General features: G+C 55.9%; 15 protein-coding genes. All 15 read left to right on the top strand.

Going from position 1 to position 20,024, the window contains the following annotated elements; genetic code table 11:
• Positions 1 to 163: 163 nt before the first annotated feature.
• Entirely contained in the window at positions 164 to 1,825 is a 1,662-nt protein-coding gene (locus tag CAI21_RS07900; protein WP_309544943.1) for a catalase, read from the top strand.
• Between the two features lie 5 nt (positions 1,826 to 1,830).
• Positions 1,831 to 2,271 carry a type 1 glutamine amidotransferase family protein gene (locus CAI21_RS25530; RefSeq protein WP_309544942.1) on the top strand — a complete coding sequence of 147 codons (441 nt, stop codon included), beginning with the start codon at positions 1,831 to 1,833 and terminating at the stop codon, positions 2,269 to 2,271.
• A gap of 214 nt (positions 2,272 to 2,485) precedes the next feature.
• Positions 2,486 to 3,367, top strand: coding sequence for a TolB family protein (locus CAI21_RS07895; RefSeq protein ID WP_116301788.1), 882 nt, complete (start codon positions 2,486 to 2,488; stop codon positions 3,365 to 3,367).
• On the top strand, positions 3,364 to 4,479 hold the full coding sequence (locus CAI21_RS07890; protein ID WP_116301787.1) for a FlgD immunoglobulin-like domain containing protein: 1,116 nt from the start codon (positions 3,364 to 3,366) through the stop codon (positions 4,477 to 4,479). The genes CAI21_RS07895 and CAI21_RS07890 overlap by 4 nt, the downstream gene beginning before the upstream one ends.
• Before the next feature lie 107 nt (positions 4,480 to 4,586).
• Positions 4,587 to 6,929: a PKD domain-containing protein gene (locus CAI21_RS07885; protein WP_116301786.1), complete on the top strand. Its 2,343-nt coding sequence runs from the start codon at positions 4,587 to 4,589 to the stop codon at positions 6,927 to 6,929.
• Positions 6,914 to 7,159, top strand: a complete 246-nt coding sequence (locus CAI21_RS23110) for a FlgD immunoglobulin-like domain containing protein (protein ID WP_181919314.1) — start codon at positions 6,914 to 6,916, stop codon at positions 7,157 to 7,159. The genes CAI21_RS07885 and CAI21_RS23110 overlap by 16 nt, the downstream gene beginning before the upstream one ends.
• Before the next feature lie 11 nt (positions 7,160 to 7,170).
• Positions 7,171 to 7,563 (top strand): hypothetical protein, encoded by a 393-nt coding sequence (locus CAI21_RS07875; RefSeq protein ID WP_116301784.1) that lies wholly within the window; start codon positions 7,171 to 7,173, stop codon positions 7,561 to 7,563.
• Complete coding sequence (locus CAI21_RS07870) at positions 7,564 to 11,073, top strand: RHS repeat-associated core domain-containing protein (protein WP_116301783.1); 3,510 nt, start codon at positions 7,564 to 7,566, stop codon at positions 11,071 to 11,073.
• A gap of 22 nt (positions 11,074 to 11,095) precedes the next feature.
• Positions 11,096 to 11,527 (top strand): hypothetical protein, encoded by a 432-nt coding sequence (locus CAI21_RS07865; RefSeq protein WP_116301782.1) that lies wholly within the window; start codon positions 11,096 to 11,098, stop codon positions 11,525 to 11,527.
• Between the two features lie 1,878 nt (positions 11,528 to 13,405).
• Positions 13,406 to 13,612: a hypothetical protein gene (locus CAI21_RS23105; RefSeq protein WP_181919313.1), complete on the top strand. Its 207-nt coding sequence runs from the start codon at positions 13,406 to 13,408 to the stop codon at positions 13,610 to 13,612.
• A gap of 1,078 nt (positions 13,613 to 14,690) precedes the next feature.
• Positions 14,691 to 15,671 (top strand): chromate resistance protein ChrB domain-containing protein, encoded by a 981-nt coding sequence (locus CAI21_RS07855; protein ID WP_116301781.1) that lies wholly within the window; start codon positions 14,691 to 14,693, stop codon positions 15,669 to 15,671.
• A 5-nt stretch (positions 15,672 to 15,676) separates the two neighbouring features.
• Positions 15,677 to 16,324, top strand: coding sequence for a ferric reductase-like transmembrane domain-containing protein (locus CAI21_RS07850; RefSeq protein WP_116301780.1), 648 nt, complete (start codon positions 15,677 to 15,679; stop codon positions 16,322 to 16,324).
• Between the two features lie 82 nt (positions 16,325 to 16,406).
• Positions 16,407 to 16,715: a heme-degrading protein HmuQ gene (hmuQ, locus tag CAI21_RS07845; protein ID WP_116301779.1), complete on the top strand. Its 309-nt coding sequence runs from the start codon at positions 16,407 to 16,409 to the stop codon at positions 16,713 to 16,715.
• Positions 16,716 to 17,218: 503 nt separating this feature from the next.
• The gene (locus CAI21_RS07840; protein ID WP_116301778.1) at positions 17,219 to 17,842 is read left to right on the top strand and encodes an OB-fold-containig protein; all 624 of its coding nucleotides are present in this window, start codon (positions 17,219 to 17,221) and stop codon (positions 17,840 to 17,842) included.
• Positions 17,843 to 17,903: 61 nt separating this feature from the next.
• Complete coding sequence (locus CAI21_RS07835; protein ID WP_116301777.1) at positions 17,904 to 19,961, top strand: flotillin family protein; 2,058 nt, start codon at positions 17,904 to 17,906, stop codon at positions 19,959 to 19,961.
• The last annotated feature ends 63 nt before the right edge of the window (positions 19,962 to 20,024 follow it).

The raw sequence follows: 20,024 nt of genomic DNA, 5'->3' as shown, positions 1-20,024 counted from the left end.
CCGCAACGGCCCCTTTGATCTTTGCGAGATAGCTGGCGCCGATAGATAAGGCGGCTATTCGTCCCCACCTTCTTAGTCTCTTCTACCGCTTCATACGGAGCTGACAGCTTGCTGCCTAGCCGTGTGAGAGCAGCGGTAGCGAGTAACGGTAAGGAGGCCTGTGATGCGGACGAATGATTCCAAAGGAAAACGCGTACGCTTTGCCGATGAGGAAGTCGTTCGCGGCCAAGGTGGCGAGACTCATCAGGCGGCAAGCGGTAAAACCCCCACCCTCACGACGCAACAAGGCATTCCGGTTAGCGACGACCAAAACTCTCTTAAGGTCGGCGCCCGCGGTCCAACGGTATTGGAAGACTTCCACTTTCGAGAAAAGCTTTTTCACTTCGATCATGAGCGGATCCCCGAGCGAGTCGTTCATGCGCGCGGTTTCGGGGCTCATGGTTACTTCGAAAACTATGCCTCCTTAGCCGAATTCACCAAGGCGGACTTGTTTCAGCGCCCAGGCGAGAAAACGCCGGCATTCGTGCGTTTCTCAACGGTCGCAGGGAATAAAGGCTCCGCCGATTTGGCGCGAGACGTTCGCGGCTTTGCCGTCAAGCTGTACACCAAACAGGGCAATTGGGATCTGGTCGGCAATAACATCCCCGTCTTTTTCATTCAGGACGCTATCAAATTTCCCGATCTCATCCACGCTGCGAAGCAGGAACCGGACCGCGGTTTTCCTCAGGCGCAGACGGCGCACGACAATTTCTGGGACTTCATCTCTCTGATGCCGGAGAGCATCAACATGGCGTTGTGGATCATGTCGGATCGGACTATTCCGCGTTCTTTCCGGTTCATGGAAGGCTTTGCCGTCCACACCTTCCGCCTTGTTAATGCCGAAGGTAAGTCCACGTTCGTTAAGTTTCATTGGAAGCCCAAGTTAGGCATGCAGTCGGTGGTGTGGAACGAGGCGTTGAAAATCAACGGCGCCGATCCTGATTTCCACCGACGGGATTTGTGGGATGCCATTCAAGCAGGAGACTACCCCGAATGGGAGCTTGGTTTGCAGCTGTTTGATGAGGACTTTGCCGACACGTTCGATTTCGATGTTTTGGATGCCACGAAAATCATTCCCGAAGAGTTAGTCCCCATCCGGCGCGTCGGCCGGTTGGTGCTCGATCGTACGGTGGACAACTTCTTTGCCGAAACCGAGCAAGTCGCTTTTTGTACGCAAAACATCGTCCCCGGTGTGGATTTCACCGACGACCCTTTATTGCAGGGGCGCAATTTCTCCTATCTCGACACGCAACTGAAGCGATTGGGCAGCCCAAACTTTACCCATTTACCGATCAACGCGCCGAAATGCCCTTTCCATACCTTGCAGCAGGATGGCCATATGGCTTTCGTCAATCCTAAGGGGCGGGCGAACTACGAGCCGAACTCCTGGGGCGAAGGGCCGCGGGAGTCGCCGGATAAAGGCTTTTCCACCTATCCAAGCGACGTTCAGGGGCAAAAGCTACGCGTGCGATCGGAAACCTTTGCCGATCACTACAGCCAAGCGCGACAGTTCTACAAGAGCCAAACCGACATTGAGCAGCGCCATATTATCGCGGCCTTTACCTTCGAGCTGAGTAAGGTAGAGCGGGAGGCGATCCGCGCTCGTGTCGTCTCTCACCTGCTGAACGTCGACCAGGACTTAGCTAAAGCGGTGGCAAAGGGATTGCGCCTAACGCAGCTGCCGCCGCCAGCCGAGGCCGCCAAACCGACCCGCATGGATCTACCCGAGTCGCCTGCGCTTAGTATCATCAAAACGGGCCCGGCAGCTTTAAAGGGCGAAAAGTAGGCGTCTTGGTTACCGACGGCGCCGATGCCGACGTGTTGGCCGCCCTACAGCAACAACTTCAACGTGAAGGCGCCCAGATGATTTTAGTCGCCCCCCAGGTCGGCGGTGTGACGGCCAGCGATGGGGTATGGGTGGAGGCTGACGAGAAGCTTGACGGTGGGCCCTCCGTTGTCTTCGACGCCGTCGTCTTACTGCCATCAAGCGACGGCGCCAAGCTGCTTGCCAGCGAGGCTACTGCTCGCGACTTTGTGGCCGATGCCTTCGCCCATCTGAAGTTTATCGCCTACGACGAGGCGGCCCAGCCTTTGCTGGACAAGGCGGGAATAGCGAATGATCTGGATGAGGGCTGCGTTACGCTGAAAACTGCCGCAGATGTCGCCGGTTTCGTTCAAAAATGTCGCCAGCTACGTTGGTGGGAGCGTGAGCCCAAAGTGAAGCGGATATGATTTAGGAATACGCCCACTAATCGGTGGGCTTCTAAGTTTTAACGCCCTTATCATCGCGTTGGCAAACCATTGGCATTGTTGCATAGTGCCCGTTTCTAAATATCCCACAATATACAGGTGTTAAATAATTATAAATTATTGATAATAGTGCTTATGTCTTATTGTTTTTCTGCTCCCTCACGCTAAAAATAAATCAAAAGATTGAGGGGTTGGGATGCGCTTAGTCTCGTTGTCAGTTGCCTTGTCGATAGTGTTTTTGTCGGCGGCGGCCCATGCGGCCACTTGGCCGGCGGGGGCGGCGTTTCTTGGCTATGCTGAGGAGCGCTGGTCCTTATGGATAGTGCGTCCTGGCGAGCAGAAGCCGACCTTAATTAGCGACGTTTCAGAAGAGCCCACAGATTTCGCGTATTCTCAGGCGCAAGCAGAAGTTGTTTATCTCGATATACAGGGCCGTTTATGGCGGCTTTCGCTTGATTCGGGTACCAGCCAACTCCTTCTGGAATCGCAAGACGATGCCTTCGCTCAGCCGGCGTACAGCGAACAGGACAACCGTATTTTCCTCGTTAGGCTTAAAGGAGGCGCTAGCGAGGAAACATCTATCGTTGCTTTGAATTCCCACGGCAATCCTGGTTTTGCACCGGTAATTTCTCAGCGATCTAGCCAATTCGATCCAGCGCATCAGGGTGATCTGCTGTACTACGCTCAAGTCGCTTGCGTAAAGGACTGCGGCCGAATAATTCAGGATATCTGGAGGCGAAATCTCGCCTCTGGCCGATCGGAGCAGGTCACGCGGGTTAACGCGATAGCAAAAGAGCCGACACCGTCTCCAGACGGGCGGTGGATTTACTTTAGCTCCAACAAGGCAGGCCAGTACCACCTTTGGCGCGTTTCCGCTGATGGCGCGGAATACCAACAATTGACTGAGGGGAATGTCGCCGACACGAATCCCGCTGTCGATAAAGAGGGGAATGTTTACTTTATTCGTCGCTCGCCGCTAGGCACGGAGGTGAGACGCTGGTCGCCGAACGGCATAGATCAACAAATCGCATTGCCGCCGGGTGTGTCCGATATACGTTCGCTCAAGGTGGCGCGATGAAAAATAAAGGCGGGGTACTCGGCTGTGGGCGAATTATCTGTTTCGCACTGCTCTACGCTTTGATGCCGGCGTCCTACGCGGGTGCTTTAGGCTTTGGGCAACTTGAAAACCGCGAATTCTCGCCAGTTCGGGGTGAGTTATTGGCGATACCCTTTAAAGTAGCCGACGCTGCTAAGGTCGAGGTAGGTATTTACACTCCGGACGGCGAGCGTATTCGTACCTTGATCACGGAGGAGACAGTCGGCGCCGGTGAACACGCTCTGCACTGGGACGGCAAGGATAAGAACGGCGTCTTGGTGCCGGACGAGGCCTATGTGCTTACTTTGCAAGCCGAGTTTACCAACGGTGAACGCCAGCGAATTGACTCCCGAGAAACGAGTGGCGGCGTTGTATTGCGAAACCTTCAGAGCAACGTGACGCCTAGCGGCGATATCGAATACGTTCTGCCCACCCATGCCCGCGTGCTGATCCGTGCGGGTATTCGTGGTGGCGCAATGGTCGTCTCGCTGGCCGACTGGGAGCCTAAGCTCGCGGGAAGGAGTATTCAACGGTGGAGTGGCTTTGACAAAGATGGCGTTGCCCGTGTTCTAGACGACCCGCGCTTACACATTGTTGTCGGCGCTTTCTCCTTGCCTCGCGACGTCGTGATTACTTCCGGCAACGAGGAGCTCGATTACTTAACCTACCGCCGGAAAATGGAATGGCCCGAGCGGGATGTCGATTTTACCGAGCTAGAACTTGTGCGGGATGGCGAGGCTTTATCCCCGAATTATTTCATTCCAAGAGCTTATGACCGAAACCCGCATGTGGAGGCGTGGTTTATAGGCGATTTCGAACATGACGAATCAGGTGTCCCCGTGTTGACGGGGCCGACAGTAGTTCGTGTCGATGTGCCGAAGGAGGATCGCTGGCTCTTACAGCGAACCCTATTCGAAGTGGCTTTTTTCGTTAATTACGAGTTTGTGTCGGAAGAAGAAAACGGCTATGTGCCACTTAGCTGGCGCTTTCATCCAAGCGGCTTAGAGCCGGGGCACCATGTGATGACCGTTAACGTAGCCGGTTTTATGGGGCAAGCAGGGGTGAAAAACCTGCCATTTATCGTGCCTGAATAATCGCTATGGGGCGTAGCCGTTCCTGCAAAGCGCTGCACCTTCCGCGGCCCGTAGAAGCAGCCCCAGGCACATAATGCAAGGATAAAGCAAACAAGGGAGATGTTAGCATGGGTGACCGACACCGACACCGATGCGGGGCGGCGGGGCGGAGCGATAAACCTACGGCCAAGAAGGGCAGGTATCGTTACTTGCTATTGGTTCTAATAACGCTGTCCGTCAGCGCCGAAGCGACATTTGATCGAACCCCTCCCGAGATCTCTTTAATCGAGCCAGAAGCAAATAGTTTCGTTAGCGATCAGCGCGCTGAGGTGCGTTTTGCCGTTGAAGAAGTGGGCCGCACAGGGCTTAGTCGCAGCGGAATTGACCGCTCGTCGCGGCGACTGTTGGTGAATGGCGAAGATTACACCAGCGACACCTATTTCGTTTATACCAACCTCCGTCGCCCCTGGAATCATTTAGATGAGCTGCTGGTTGGTAGCGATCTCTATGAAGTTTTGCGCAATTTCCTGCCCTGGTTACGCAGGCCGGACAGCGGCCTTATTGTCCTGCGTCCCAGTCAAGATCGGCCGTTGCCTGAAGGTGAGCTCGAGTTGCGCGTGCAAGTCGCGGACCTTGCGGGTAACGTGGGCGCCCTCGACGTTGCCTTCTCAGTCGACACGCTGCCGCCTGTGATTCAAGCGGTTTCCCCTGCAGAGGGAACGACTCTCTCTGACCTTCGGGCTCCGTTGCGGTATTCCATTGTTGATGCCGGCATTGGTGTGAATCCTGAGCAAGTACAGGTTTATGTCAATGGTGTGGAGCGCGCTAACTGGATGAGCTATACGGAGGGCGATTTGCTCCTCCAGCCTCCGGAAGGCGACCAATGGCCGGAGGGAGAACTCACGTCAGCAATCGTTGCCGCGGACCTGCTCGGTAATCGTGCGCAAGCCGAGTTTCACTATGCCGTAGCATTAACGCCGCTACGAGCTCGCCCACGCGCGGTGCCGGAAGTGGGATACGCACCGCTACAAGTGCGTTTCTTCCCGGATGTCGACACGGATACCGCTATTGAGGAGTACGCCTGGGACTTCGAAGGCGATGGCACCTTCGACCGGACGGAAGTCATAGGACGGCATCAAGACTTCACCTATACAACACCTGGAACGTATCGGGCCGCCTTACGCGCTGAGGATAGCCGTGGCGACATGCACATCGGCTACGTAACCGTGGAGGTGAAGAATGCCCCGCCGGTCGTATCGGCTATCGCCCAGCCGTCTAACGGCGAAATCCCGCTTACCGTTCATTTCCGCGTCGAGGCAACCGACAACGAAGGCATCGCGCTATACGAGTGGGATTACACCGGCGATGGTGTTTACGACTACAGCGGGCCGTACACCGACTTTAGTTATGTTTATGATCAAGTGGGAAGTTATAGCCCGCGTTTGCGGGTAACCGACGTTTTGGGAGCCAGCACCGAGTATGGCGCGCCTATTATCGACGTTAGAGCGGCACCGGTGGGAGCGCCCAATGTCGTAGCTACGGCAACTCCCTCCGCCGGTGATGGCCCGCTTACGGTTAATTTCTCGGGCACCGCTTCGCATCCCGCCGATGAGCCGGTGACGGAGTGGGCCTGGGATTTCAACGGGGACGGCTCGTTCGAGGCAGTTGGCGAGTTAGCAACCGTTGAATACACCTACGAATCGCCCGGCATATTCTATCCCCGGCTACGTATTACAACAGCGGACGGGCAACAAGCGGAAGACGTATTGGCCATCACCGTCCGCATGGAAACCGCCCTCTCGGTTTCCGACGACACCATTGATCTGGCTCTGGAGGAAACCGCCACGGTTAGCACTACCCTTGGAGCGGCGGCGCGTGCCAGTTTGGTCATTGAAAATAGCCAAGGCCAAGTCGTACGTACCCTCGTGCCCTGGTCGCATCGAGCTGCCGGCGCGTACCAAGATGCTTGGGACGGCCGTGACGACCAAGGAGCGGCGGTGCCCGAAGGGCCCTACTATGCCATCTTGCTCTATGAAACCGGCGATCAAGTCCACCGTCATGACCTCGGCCAAACAACCGGCAACAGGGAGTTTAACCCGCCGCGCAGCTCGGTCCCGAGCAGCTTTCAGCCGTTTGGCGATAATCCGCTGGAGATTACGTTCACTCTCAACGAAGCCGCAGAAGTAACGGCCTTCATGGGCCGCTTCCGAGTCAATACCCGGCTCGTGACCTTCATGCAACGCCAGCCGCTAGGCAGAGGCTCCCACACGATTACTTGGTACGGCACGGACAGCGACGGCCGACTCATCCGCCCCCGGGAGGCGATCGATTCTTGTTCGGTATTTTCGCATTCACCTTGCCGGACAACGCGATTTACGTACGCAGCGGTGCGCATGTCAGCGGTTTGCGTACGGCTCAGCCTGTTTTCAGCCCTGGTGCAGAGCCGGAACTGCTCGTGGATTTCGATTTAACACAAGCGGCTAGCGTCGAGCTTACGGTAAGCGACGCGACTACGGGGGAAGTCGTTGCCCAGCGTATTTACGGTGGGTTCTCGGAGGGAACGAATACCCTGTACTGGAACTTGCAGGGAGAGGCGGGTGAGTTCGTGGCGCCAGGGGTCTATCGCATCGGTCTGACCGCAGTGGATGCCAACGGCTCGCGGTCTCTAACCGAGTATACCCTCCAACGGATTTACTACTGAGGGCTCCGGCAATGACTACAACAAAACGGATACTCCTTACGCTATTACTGCTGCTGTCTCCAGTACTGGGCTGGGGCAGCCTGACGCCGGAGACCTTCCTGCAGCTGGAGGTAGAGGTGCGCGAGCTCACCCTGGCCGGCATGGAGAGGCGGATAGAATTGCTGGCGAATCAGGCCACACGCGTTGAAGACACGAGCCTAGACAACCGGACCCGACGCACAATCGACGCCGTTTACGCAGAGTACGGGACCAGCGCCGGCGAGCACGCAGCTTATGGACGGCAGAACAGTCAAGCAATCGAAGCTTGGCTAGATGACAACCCAAGTTGGAAGTTTCGTCTGCTCTATCTCGATAACCAGTTCGAGACTCTGTCAGAGCGGATGCAGGCGATAAGGGGGGAGTAAATGATGACAAGGAAGTGGTCATATAATCCTAAGCAGTACAGCTTAGTTTATCTGTGGGTGCTATTAATTATCGCGGCACTCTCTCTACCTGCCCATGCTTACCATTTCCCCTGGGACCAAGCTCACGATCCGACGGATTGGCAAGAACCGGGGCCAGATAGCGACCCCGGCTCTTGCGAAGGCGGATACTGCGAAACAGGGCCGAGCGATTGTTCCAAACAAGGCTCTCCCGTTTACGTAGCGACTGGCCACTTCACTTGGCGCGAAACCGATGTTGTGCTCCCTGGCCGACCTCACATGGAGCTGACCCGTACCTATCAATCTCACGATCCCCGCAGCGGGCTGTTTGGAAATGGCTGGAGTGTGAGCTGCGATAAGGCGCTTTATGTCGTGCGTGAGTCCGGTGATAACGGCGACGCCGAAGCGCTTTTTTACATCCTGCGCCAAGCCAACGGCGAACGGCGTCGTTTCGAAACCAGCCGACCCATCGGCGAGGTAAGTTTTCAACATCAAGGGCAGGAATGGCGCATCGTTCCGCAGGACGGCGGCGCGCTGCGGCTTATATATCCCGACGGCGCCTACGAAACCTATAGCCTAGGGCGACTCATCGAAGAGGTGGACGCCTACGGCAACCGACTCGCCTACGATTACGCCGACGACGGCCGTTTGCTTACCATTAGCGATGAACATGGCCGCGCGTTGGAGCTTACCTATACAAGTCGTGGCCACGTTCGCACGGTTGAAGACCACACCGGCCGTACCTGGCAGTACGATTACGACCTTGACGGCAACTTAGTCGCTGTCACCAACCCCGAAGGCGGCACCCGCCGTTACAGCTACAGCCCGTTTAGTCCGCAGCACGACAGCATGGTGTATTACCAGCTTACGCGGGTAACGGACGAGGCAGGCGTAGTGCTGACATCCGTTAACTATAACAACAGTCGTGTTAGCGATTACACGGAAGGCGAAAACCGGTGGGATTACCGTTATGCCCCCAATGATCGCACCACCCGCAAAACCGATCGTCGAGGCGCCGAGTACGTTTTTCATTATAACGAGCATGGCGACATCATCGAGCGTATAGATCCTGCCGGTCGACGCCACCGCAGTGCGCGGGATGCAAACGGCAATGTTATTGCGGAAACCGACCCAAGCGGCGCAACTTGGGAGATGGTGCGCGATGCTTTAGGGCGTATCACCGAGATTGCGGACCCTCTAGACGCAGTTACGCGCTACGTTTATGACACGGAGTTACCCGACCCCAACCTCATCGTTAGCCCAACGGGCCGAGAGACCAAAGTTGACTACAATGCCGCCGGCAGCCCCATTCGGGTAGAGGACCCACAGGGTGCTGTGACACGTTTTGAATGGAGCGAGCAGGGCGATTTAATCCGCATCGTCGACGCAGACGGTGAGCAAACCGAATTTACGTATAACCCTATCGGCCTTCCCCTAACGGTCACGGACCCCTTAGGCCGTACGACCCAGCTCAGCTATGACGCCATTGGCAACCTGGTTGCAGTCGAAAACGCTGCCGGGGAAACCACGCGGTTTGAGTACGATGCCTTGGGTCGCGTAGTGCGAACCCGCGACCCGCTCGGGTCTACCACGCGCTATGCGTATGACCCGGCCGGTCGTTGGCTGGCGTTAACCGATGCCGGCGGCAATACAACCCGCTTCGTTTACGACGACTACGGGCGGCGTATAGCCCGCGTATGGCCCGATGAGAATCAAGAAACGTATGCCTACCGGAACGACAACCGCCTCGTTACCGTTACCCGGCTTAACGGAATTGCGGTCACCTATAGCTACGATGTGGCCGGGCGCTTAATACGAGAAGATGCCGGCGACGAATGGACCGACTATGCCTACGATGATCGCGGCCTGCTTATTCGAGCGGAGAATCCCACGGGTATCGTCAACCGCAGCTATGACGCCGCCGGCCGTTTGAGCGAAGAGCTCGTTAACGGCGAAACCGTCTCCATCGCCCGAAACGCCGAAGGCGAGCGGGTTCGGCTCAGCGCGCTCGATCAAACGGTCGAATATGCGCGCGACGCCCGGGGGCTGGTTACCCGCATCACCGACGCCTTGGGCGACTACCAGGTTAGCTACGATGCCCTCGGCCGGCGTACGCGACTAACCCAGCCCAACGGCGCGACGACCCACTACGACTACGATGCTGCCGGTCAGCTCACCCAACTGGCCCATAACGGCCCATTCACCGCCGATTATCGTTACAGCCACGACGCCGCCGGGCGACTGACCCGCTGGCGAGGCGATGACGCTCACGACTGGCAGTACGCCTACGATGCCGCCGGCCGGTTGGTTGAAGCGTTATACGGCGACACCGCCTACACATACGACTACGACGCGCTCGGTAATCGCCTAGAGCACGGCGGCGTGTACGACGCCAATAACCGCCTTCTGGAAGATGGCGAGTACAGCTATAGCTACGACGCCAACGGCAACCTAACCGAGCAACGGCATAAGGGGAGCGGCGTCGTCACCCGCTACACCTGGAATGCGCACGACCAGCTTATCGCGGTTGCGCGCGATGCGGACCCGGCCCCCGAAGGAGCGCCTTCAGCCACCCTAAGCTATACCTACGGCCCACTCGGCCGCCGCTGGAGCCGTACCGTCGACGGCGCCACCGAGCGCTTCGTCTACGACGGGCTCGACCGCGTCGGGGTGCTGGATGGCAACGGCAGCGTGCAGAGTCGCACCACCTTCGGCCCGCTTATCGACGAGCCATTGGCAACCGAGGATTTCCTGCGGGGTCCGCGCTACTACCACGCCAACCACCAGCGCTCGGTGATGGCGCTGACCGATGCCGGCGGTACGGTCACCGCGCGGTATGGTTACAGCCCCTACGGCGTGACTGAAGCCCGCGCCCCTGATCCAAGCGATGATCCGTTCCGTTACACCGGCCGCGAGTACGAGCTCGAGGGGCTGTACTACTATCGGGCGCGGTACTATCTGCCGAACCTGGGGCGCTTCGCGGCGGAGGATCCGATAGGGTTTAGCGGTGGGGATGTGAACCTGTATGGGTATGTTGAAGGTGATCCGGTCAACTACGTCGATCCCCACGGCCTCGCCGCTCAAGGTGTTGTGATAGGTGTAGGTATCCGTATCATCGGTGGTCGAGCTGCCGTCAATGGCATTGCTTCAGCGGCGCGGCGGCATGGTCCCGGTGCAATGGTTGCTGCATGCCTTCTTGCGGGCGTCTGTAGCTTCAACGAAGCCGATACGAACGGACAGGAAGGGGGTAGTTGTCCGTCAGGCGGTAGTGATACGCAATCCGACAGCCAGCGCGGCAACCCTTTTCATGGTCCGCCTGGTGGGTGGGTTGAACATCCCCATGGCAAGCAAGATCGATTGTATGGGCCGGACGGAACCCCTGCTGTCGATATTGACTATGGCCATGACCATGGGCAAGGCTCGCCCCACGCTCATAATTGGGATCGGGGGGTTAGAGGTCCCGGCGTGCCGGTATCACCCATTCCGAGGTAGTGACTGCGTAAGAGAGCAAGAAATGGATAAAAGTCAGTCCGTCATATTTCCCGATCTGCATGATTGGGAAATCGTTAGCGTCGAGGTGGACCGCGACGGAGGGGTTGTCTCGATAGATCTCTGCTCCGAGGGGAGGGTCGAAGAGGGAGTTTTGCGTTTTCAAGGAGTTAAGGAATTTTATTTGTCTGGCATGAGGATGCAGAACGTAATCTTGGACTTCGTGCTGTTCGATACGGATGTTATTAGCGAAGACTTTTCGCGATGCTGTCGGCTGCTCGGGCTAGATCGTCTTCCCGTCGCCGTGCTTCACGGGGACGTAATGGTTTACATCGAGCCGTCTGTCGGAGCGGAACTCGCGTGTAGGGCCTCAAGCGTGTCGTTTTTCGGTAGTGACGGCACAAGTAGGAGTTTTCCGGTTTCGACGACTCCGGGGCCAGAGCAGAAAATCCCCTAATATAGATATCTGAGAAGACCTAAGCCAAACCCGCTCGGTGAGCGGGTTTAAATCTATATGCCTATGTTGAAGGAGGCACAATTAACTTTATCGCTCCATTGGGGTTGGCACCCAATGGTGTGATAGGTGGTCCTATCAATCGCCCAGGTCCGATAGACCAATCGGGGCGGATCCCTCGGACCGGTAATCCGATATCTGTCCCGCCGGGAGGAGTTCGCGCCCCAAGATCCCCTGCGGAGCAGCTTGCAAACCGAGTTCTCAGTAAAGGTGTAGAGAAAGCAACTGGTAAGGTTGCGAGGATAGATCCGAGGACTGGACGAATTATTGCAAACCCAATTGGCTTCTTCTTGTATGGTTTATTAAAACCTACCAACACCGCGTTTTGTCAAACGCTATATTGTGATTACGATGGGGACGGCTGGTCAGATGCGGAGTTCGAGCAAGGGTACTGCGTGCCCGGTTATAACTAGGCCGAGTGTGCTTCATAAGCCATGGGTGGCAGGCTTGGTACTTTCGCCCACTTATGTAGTCACTATACTGGCGCTTTCTGCGTTTCCTTTGTGGTTATCACTGTCAGGCTTCGCACTGGTTTGCGTTACCGCTGGCCTTGCATACAAGGGTGTCGTGATTGATCAGGTTATTGGACGTCGGAAAATTCTGGGTGTTATTTTTTAATTTTAGGACAGTTGGGGATTATAGTAGCGTTGTTTGCGCCCATTACAGGCTTGGTTTAATGAAGGCGAAGCCACGAGGACATATACCGGTGTCATTGATGGCGCCTCTCTCGTATCCCGTTGTCTTGATTAGATTCGTCCCTAGCCGTCTACATACCCACACACTGTTTGACAGTGACTCATTTTGGCGGAGCAATGGCATGCCGGCATGGATGCCTTGGATGCCGAAATTGCTGCGTTGGAGGGTCAGCTGGAGTGGAAGTTATTGGTTGGGGAGTGCAAGGGTCGAGATGACCGGTCAGTATCGGGAGATGCCCGGGTTTTTGCAGTTCTTGGTAGTGGTAGGCCTTTTTTCGCCGATCATCGTAGTTGGGTCAGTTCTATTGGGCCAGGGTTCCGGCTCCATCTATGGTTATGCGAATAGCCTATTAGAGCTTGTCGGCGTTGCTGGATGCTCTGCCGTCTATTTTTCTCCTCGCTTATGCTTGTAAAAAGAGTACGTAGCGCTCGGCTTTTGTATGTCCTTGGTTGGCTTCTGGTATCGGCATCGCCTTTGCTTCTGCCGTCTACTTTTGACCAGTTTGAGCGATTTTTGATGGGGTTGTGGATTAATGGGCTTGTCGGAGTGCTTATTCTATTTTATTTGTACAAGAGTAAAGCGGTAGAGCGATATTTTTCGTCGGAGGCATAGCGCGTGTAGGTCGGGGAGTCTGCGAATCTCAACACCTACGGCTATGTGTTGAATGATTCGGTGAACAATATCGACCCTTCTGGGCTTATCTCGGGTTATTCCCCTGCTGATCAGGATTACCCCCTGAGTCAGCAGTAAGCGGCAAACTGGTCTACGGGAAGTCGTTACGAGAACCCACTGTTCATGAACTTTGAACGTGCGGGACGTGATCTGAAAGAATTAAATAAAGATCCGGTTGTTTGTATTTCTATTTGCTAAGTTGTTGGGCTAGTAACCAAGCACGCCGCGCAGGGTGCTGCGGAGGCTTTGTTGGGGCAACTGGGTAAAGCTTGTGTGCGGCATGCAGCTAAGCCCCTGTTTGTTTATGATGACGTTAAATGCATGTCAGAATGTTTGTGATGTGAGGGCCCGAAACCGGCGTCAGCGAACAGTTTCTTCTAATACTTCCTCTCACTCTTGCGCCGGGGCTGACGCGGGCTAGGCTTGAGGGCGAATGGCTCACGGAGGAGGCGCATGGCGAGGAAGCTCTGGATTGATCTGCCGGGCCTGCCGCAGCAAGTCGCCCAGCGCGGCAACGACCGGTTGGCCTGCTTTTTCTGTCCCGACGACTATGATGTCTATTGGTCGGTTGTCGATGGGTCGGCGCAGCCTAGCGACATTATCGCGATAGCTCGTCAGGGTCCCGACTATACAGGGCATACAGGGATTATTGGTAGGTAAGCTGGGAGGTGGGGTGGAGACCGTCTCAGCGAGCAGTATTACCGGGCGTGTAGAAGCTAACCCATGGGGCTTGGGAGTGGGAATGATACAACTTTTAGGTGGTGCGCTTGCCCATAATTCCGCCCATGTTTGTCGGTGGTAGAAATTATGAAGCTAGCGGCAGTGTGTTTTGTTTTGGCTCTTTTTTTTGTGGCGTTTGTCGTGGTCATGTTTGTCGACGATGAGCACGTTGTTGATGTTGATCCGTGCTCCTTGTTTGTAGAAAGGTCGGCGCCGCTCCCTGCTTCTCCGCGTATTGAGACGGGCCGAGGCGGAGGGGGCTTGGTTGTTGTATCTCTTACGCCGCAAGAGAATTCTGCCGCAAAAACTTTGTATTCGCTACGCGGTTGGCGGGGGTGGCGTCGGAACGCGATTCGGCTAAGGGATGGTTATGAGATTAGTGTGTACAGAGTTGATAGGAATGGCGACGTCTACTTTCAGGTTTCTTCCCAGGAGGAAGGGCAAAATTTATTGAAAAGGCTTTGTTATGTCGGCGCCAGGGGCTAGGGAAAGGCCGTGAAGGCTGGTGGGCGCTCCAAGCGGCTGATTGGGTTCACGTTGGTCAGGACTAGCGCATAAACTGGGTTTGAGGCGCGCTGGCGCTAATCTTCACTTGGGATCCGTATCGCATGTTGGCGATTAGCATGCCATCAGTCAGGGTATCGAGAGGACCGTGATGTCGCTATAGGCTACTACCAGAAATTGCCCCCTTCAGACCGCCAACAGTCTATCCGTTCTATCATATACATCTTGGGGCGAGGCGACCACGGAGCTCCCGATGAGGAGGAGGCTCGGTATTGGGAGGCACTACTCCAGTCGCAACGCGATTAATGAGAACCTTTAAAAATATCCAGTCAATTTTATATTTTCTACATATAACAATTTATAAATTAATTGATTTTATCTTTCTCTATACAAGCTATATTCTGCTAGATAAAAGTTGATAAACCGATCAATAATTTGTCCTATGATGTTTTTTGTCTAGGGAAACAAACTCTGCTTGCCAAGTGGATGGTGTGCCTTACAGGAGTTGGGGTGGATGAAGCGCTTTTCCGTATGTCTTCTTATTTTCACGATGATCGTGGTGGGGTGTGGCTCTCCTAGCAATCCGGAGTCCAAGGTCTTTGCTACCGAGTACGGCCTAGGGCCTGATAAATGGGCGGCGGCTTGGTTGTTGAGTCATGTTGTTGACCCGGAGGCGGAGCTGAAGATCGTTCAGCCAGGTGCCTCTTTTCCGGAGGGGGCAACGGTATTCGATGTCGAAACCGCGGAGCTTCGGCGGAAGGATGGTCTTTCTGCGTTCGAGGTTGTACGCAGGCAGTTTGCGCTTGACGATCCGGTTTTGACCTACATGGGCGAGATTGTGCAAGAAGTGGAGGTCGAGTTTTGGAAGCCCGCGGAGTTGCCGGAGTCGCCCTTGATGGAGCAAGGGTTTCGGTCCTTGCAACGAACCTATGGCCGAGAAGGTGTAAGCGCGGATTGCTATGTCGCCTTCTTTGATCGAGTTTATCGGTTGCTGCAGCGCCAGGAGCAAAGCGGCGAAAGCTTTTCCGCCCGCGACTTGGCTATTGACTGCGGAGCGGTAGATTTTGCCGTGGCTAATAGAAACCGCCTCATTCCGGAAGTGCCTATAGATTTGTTACTACGGGAAATGGGTAAGGGTAAACGGGTCGTCTTTGTCGATGTACGCGAGCCGAACGAGTTTAAAGAGGGACATATCCCCGGAGCGTTAAACGTTGCATTGCGAGATGTTTCTCCAGCCATCGCAGAGAAAATCGGTGAAGCCGACTACGTTGTTAGTTACTGCGTTAAGGATTTTCGTGGTTTCGAGCTCGCAAAAGCCCTGCATGACGCCGGAGTGGCTAACTCCGTGATTCTTGATCCGTTTGGAATACAGGGGTGGGTGGAGTTTGGCCTGCCGATCGTCGGGACGCGAGGCTTAACGCGTGGCGACGCGATGCTCCAGCTTGAGGAGTGCCTGCAAGATGCTTCCGCGTGCTTGGCGGCTGTCAAGGAGTGAGGGCGATGACGATTTCTCGAGGTGCGATTCCTGGGCTTGCTGTGTTGCTGGTGGTGGTGCCGGCGCTCGTTGCGTGGTTGGCGTTGGTTGGTAATCCATCCGTTTATCTGCGTTACGAGATGCCGCCTGGGCAAAGCATCTATATTTTCTCGCGCTTTTTCGGACTGTTAGCTTTCGGTTTGTTATGGTTGCAGGCGATGCTGGCTGTCGCAAAGGCTTTGCCTACCGTTGCAAAAGCTTTAGGTGCAACCCAGAAGGTGCATCGGACCTTGGGGCTCATCACCGTAGGGGCACTGGTGGCTCATGCGGCCCTATTCATAATGGCGACATCCCTTCGAGCCGGGCATTCGACCTTGCATTGGTTAGTGCCGGAGTTCAGTGGGGGCTTTTATGTGCTACAAGTCAGCCTTGGCACTATCGCCTTGTGGATTTTCATTGTCGTGGCGCTTGCGGGTTGGCTGCGGCGGCGTTTCGTCAGCTTGAAGTGGCTGCACCTGTTGTGGTTGCCGGGCTTCGTGCTGGTCTATGTGCACGCTACTTCGATTGGCAGCGAAACCCGCTTAGGCTTTCTGGAAGCCGTATATCTGTTCTACTTAATTAGCCTTGCGCTTATGGTTGCGTACTACTTCTGGTGGAAAGCGAAGCTGCGATAGCAGGCTTTATCGCTTCTTCCCTGCGAAGAGGCGATAGGCCACAGCTGAGTAGCAAGGCGTAAGAGAAGAGGATTGCAAGACTATGTTCATCGCTATGAATCGATTCCGGATCGCGCTTGGGAAGGAAGAGGCGTTTGTCGAAACCTGGCGACAGCGGGAAACGTTCCTCGACGAGGTGCCGGGCTTTAAGCGCTTTAACTTGCTGCGTGGGCCAAGCCACGACGACCACACTTTATTCGTATCCCACTCCGTTTGGGAATCTCGCCAAGCCTTTGAGGATTGGACGCGCTCCGAGGCCTTCCGCAAGGCTCATGCCCAAGCAGGTGCGGCAAAAGATATCTATTTGGGGCCGCCGCAGTTCGAAGGTTTCGAATCTGTGCTGTCATCATAGGGTGCCGAGAACGCGCCTGTTGGGCTTCGTTGCCCGTTGCCCGGCAATGCATCGCCGGGCTGAGCCCTATGCCCAGGCGGTGGCGTTGTTGCGAGTGCCTCGCGCGACTTGAGGCGCTTTCCAGTTGATTCGCTCCGGCATTTCGGTGTTTTTCCAGTGGCCAATAGTATTGTTTTTCGATGCCGTCCTGTTGAGTATTGTTTTTTTGTTTTAGGCCTGAGCTCTGGGGAAATACGAAAGTTAGTGATATATAATAATCTCCTAGCTAAAGGCAGTTCTGAGCATTAGTTCGGGTTAAGGGCTGGGTGCCTGCTGTAAGCTGTTGTTAGTATTAAAAATAATAAATCGTTCTTTTGGTTTGCTTGCTTGAGTATTTAGCCATCGGCTAGTATTCCCAAGTACTGACTGTGCGTATGCGGCTTGATTCCCCCTGGAGCCGTGTTTTTGGTTGGGTTGTGCACAGTTGGTGGTAACCAATAAGAAGTATTTTTAGGGGCCCCGCCGTGGTCGAGTACTTTTCATTAATCACGTCGTTTCCAACGGCGCCGTTCACGCTGCTTTTGGCATTGTGCGTCCTGTATTGGCTATGCGTCATGCTCGGGGCACTGGATGTCGAGTTGATTCCGGTCGATGCCATCGACGGGATCGAGGAAAGTCTCTCCAGTGGCCTTGCAGGGTTGTTGTCAGCCATTGCCGTGCGCGGCGTGCCGATGACCATCGTGCTGTCATTTGCCGTGCTCTGGGCTTGGATGCTCAGTGCGTTGGTGCACGGAAACATCCTGTTGCACCTGCCAGATTGGTTGCAGTTCGGTTTGGGTGTCGTGACGTTTTTCGCCGCGCTCGTCGGCGGCTTGATTCTGGGTAAGCTGAGTTCGCGGCCGATGAAAAAGCTGTTCGTGCAGGGCGGTGCGGCGCGTACTAACCGCGAATTGGTAGGCCAGGTGTGCGAAATCCAGAGCGGTCAGGCCGATGAGCAGTGGGGGGAGGCGCGCTTCGCCGAGGACGGTTCTGTGCTGATTCTTCCTGTGCGCACCGTAGACGGCCAAGTACTGACGCGCGGCCAACGTGCGTTAATCATTGATTATTGCCCCGAACAGAAAATTTACCTGATTACCGCGGGCGAATGACCGTGACCCGAGTCGCGGCGTTATTCGTTGATTCTTCGAGTCCAGCAATGAGGAAGCGTTAATGACAGCAGAGACCTTGATCGTGGGCGGCACGATAATGCTATTTATCGTGTTTGGTGCCCTGATCATGGCCATGAAGTTCTTCCAGAAGGTAGAGCAAGGCAAGGCCATGATCGTCAACACCATGCGGGACCGGCCGCATGTCACGTTTACCGGGCGTATCGTGCTGCCGGTGATCCACAAAGCGGAGACCATGGATATCTCCGTCAAGCGGATCGTGATTACCCGTAAGGCGCACGAAGGCTTGATCTGTAAGGATAATATTCGCGCCGATATTTCCGTTAATTTCTTTATCCGGGTTAATCCCACGGAAGACGATGTGCTTCATGTGGCGAGCCATATCGGCTGCGCGCGTGCCTCGGACGAACTTACCTTGGATGAGCTGTTCAACGCGAAATTCGCCGAGGCGTTGAAGACGGTCGGTAAACAGCTCGATTTCGAATCGCTATACCAGGAGCGCGAGCAGTTCCGCGATGCGATTAAACGTATGGTGGCGAACGATCTGAACGGTTATCGCCTGGAAGACGTAGCCATCGACTACTTGGAACAGACCCCGATTTCCGAGCTGGATGACAACAACATCCTCGACTCGCAGGGTATCCGTAAGATTACCGAGTTGACGGCTGGTCAGCGGGTTGCTGCCAACGACGCGCGCCGCAACGAGCAGAAATCGATCAAGAAACAGGACGTCGAAGCACAAGAGACGATTCTGGAGCTGGAGCGTCAGCAGGCCGATGCTGAAGCCAAACAGCGGCGCGAGATCGATACCACGGTGGCACGCGAGCAAGCGGCTACCGCGGCGGTGCAGGAAGAAGAGCGTCTGCGGGCTGAGCAGGCACGGATTCGCACCGATCAGCAGATCGCGATCGAAGAGGAAAACCAGCACCGCGAGCTGGAAGTCGCTGCCCAAGAGCGCTTACGCGTCGTGGCGATCAAGGAAGAGGAAGTCAAGAGAGCGCGCGACCTCGAAGCGGTGGCACGGATCGAAGAAGTGTCGCTGCGTGAAGTCGCACGCGACCGTGCGGTGGAAGAACAACGCCGGGCTGTGGTCGCGCAGCAGCGCGAAGTAGCGGAAGAAGAAGAGCGCATCAAAGAGGTGCGTGAGATCAGCGCCGCCGAGCGTGAGCGGCGCACTCGCGTTATCGAGGCGGAAGCGGCGGCCGAAGAGTCCTTGGTCAAACAGCTTAAACAAGCCGAAGCCGACGAGAAAGCCGCTCGCCACGAGGCTCAGCGTTCGATCGCCTTGGCGGAAGCCGAGCTGGAAACCTCTGCCAAGCAGTCCGAAGCGATGAAAGTACTCGCCGAGGGCGAGATGGCAGAGAAGGCTGCGGAAGGCTTGGCTGAAGCGCGGGTGCGCGATGCGAAGGCAGCGGCCGATGAGAAATACGGTCGGGCACAGGCAGAGGTTACCCGCGAGCAGCTGCTGGCCGAAGCTCGTGGTGAAGAGGAGAAAGGCCTGGCCGCAGCCCGCGTCGAGCGCGAACGTCGTGGCGCCGAAGCCGAAGGCGTCGAGCGCATGGGGCAGGCGGAAGCGGTCGCCATTCGCGAGCGTTACGAAGCGGAAGCCGCCGGCCTTATGGAGAAGTTCAAAGCGCTCGCTCAGCTCGACGAAAGCGGCCGTCTGCACGAAGAGTTCCGGATGGAGCTGGAGAAGACCCGCGACATTCAATCGCAGGCGATCACCGCCAACCAGGAATTGGGTCGACACCAGGCGCAGGTTCTTGCCGAAGCCTTCAAGTCCGCCAACATCAATATTGTCGGCGGCGACGGTGCTTTCTTCGATCGCATGGTCGGGGCGATTTCCGGCGGCAAGGCGATCGATGCTGCACTGACCAACAGCAATGTGCTGCAAAGTGTCGCCGGTGGCTACCTGAACGGCGAAAAAGACTTGGCGACCGATCTCAAAGAGTTGATCACCAACGCCGGCATCGACACCAACGACATCAAAAACCTGTCCGTCTCCGCGGCGCTCACCAAGCTCATGTCTAAGGGCAACGCCGAGCAGCAGAGCAAGATTCAAGAGCTGCTCAAACAGGCGCAATCCTTAGGGCTGAACTGATAGGAGCGCGGTAGCAACTGCCGGGGTCACTTTGCGGCCCCGGCAGGCGCGAAGGGGAGATGG

Source organism: Alkalilimnicola ehrlichii, assembly GCF_003399765.1.
Classification (GTDB): Bacteria; Pseudomonadota; Gammaproteobacteria; order Nitrococcales; family AK92; genus AK92.
The sequence above is the reverse complement of the archived record's forward strand: the minus strand, read 5'-3'. Positions and strand labels throughout refer to the sequence as shown.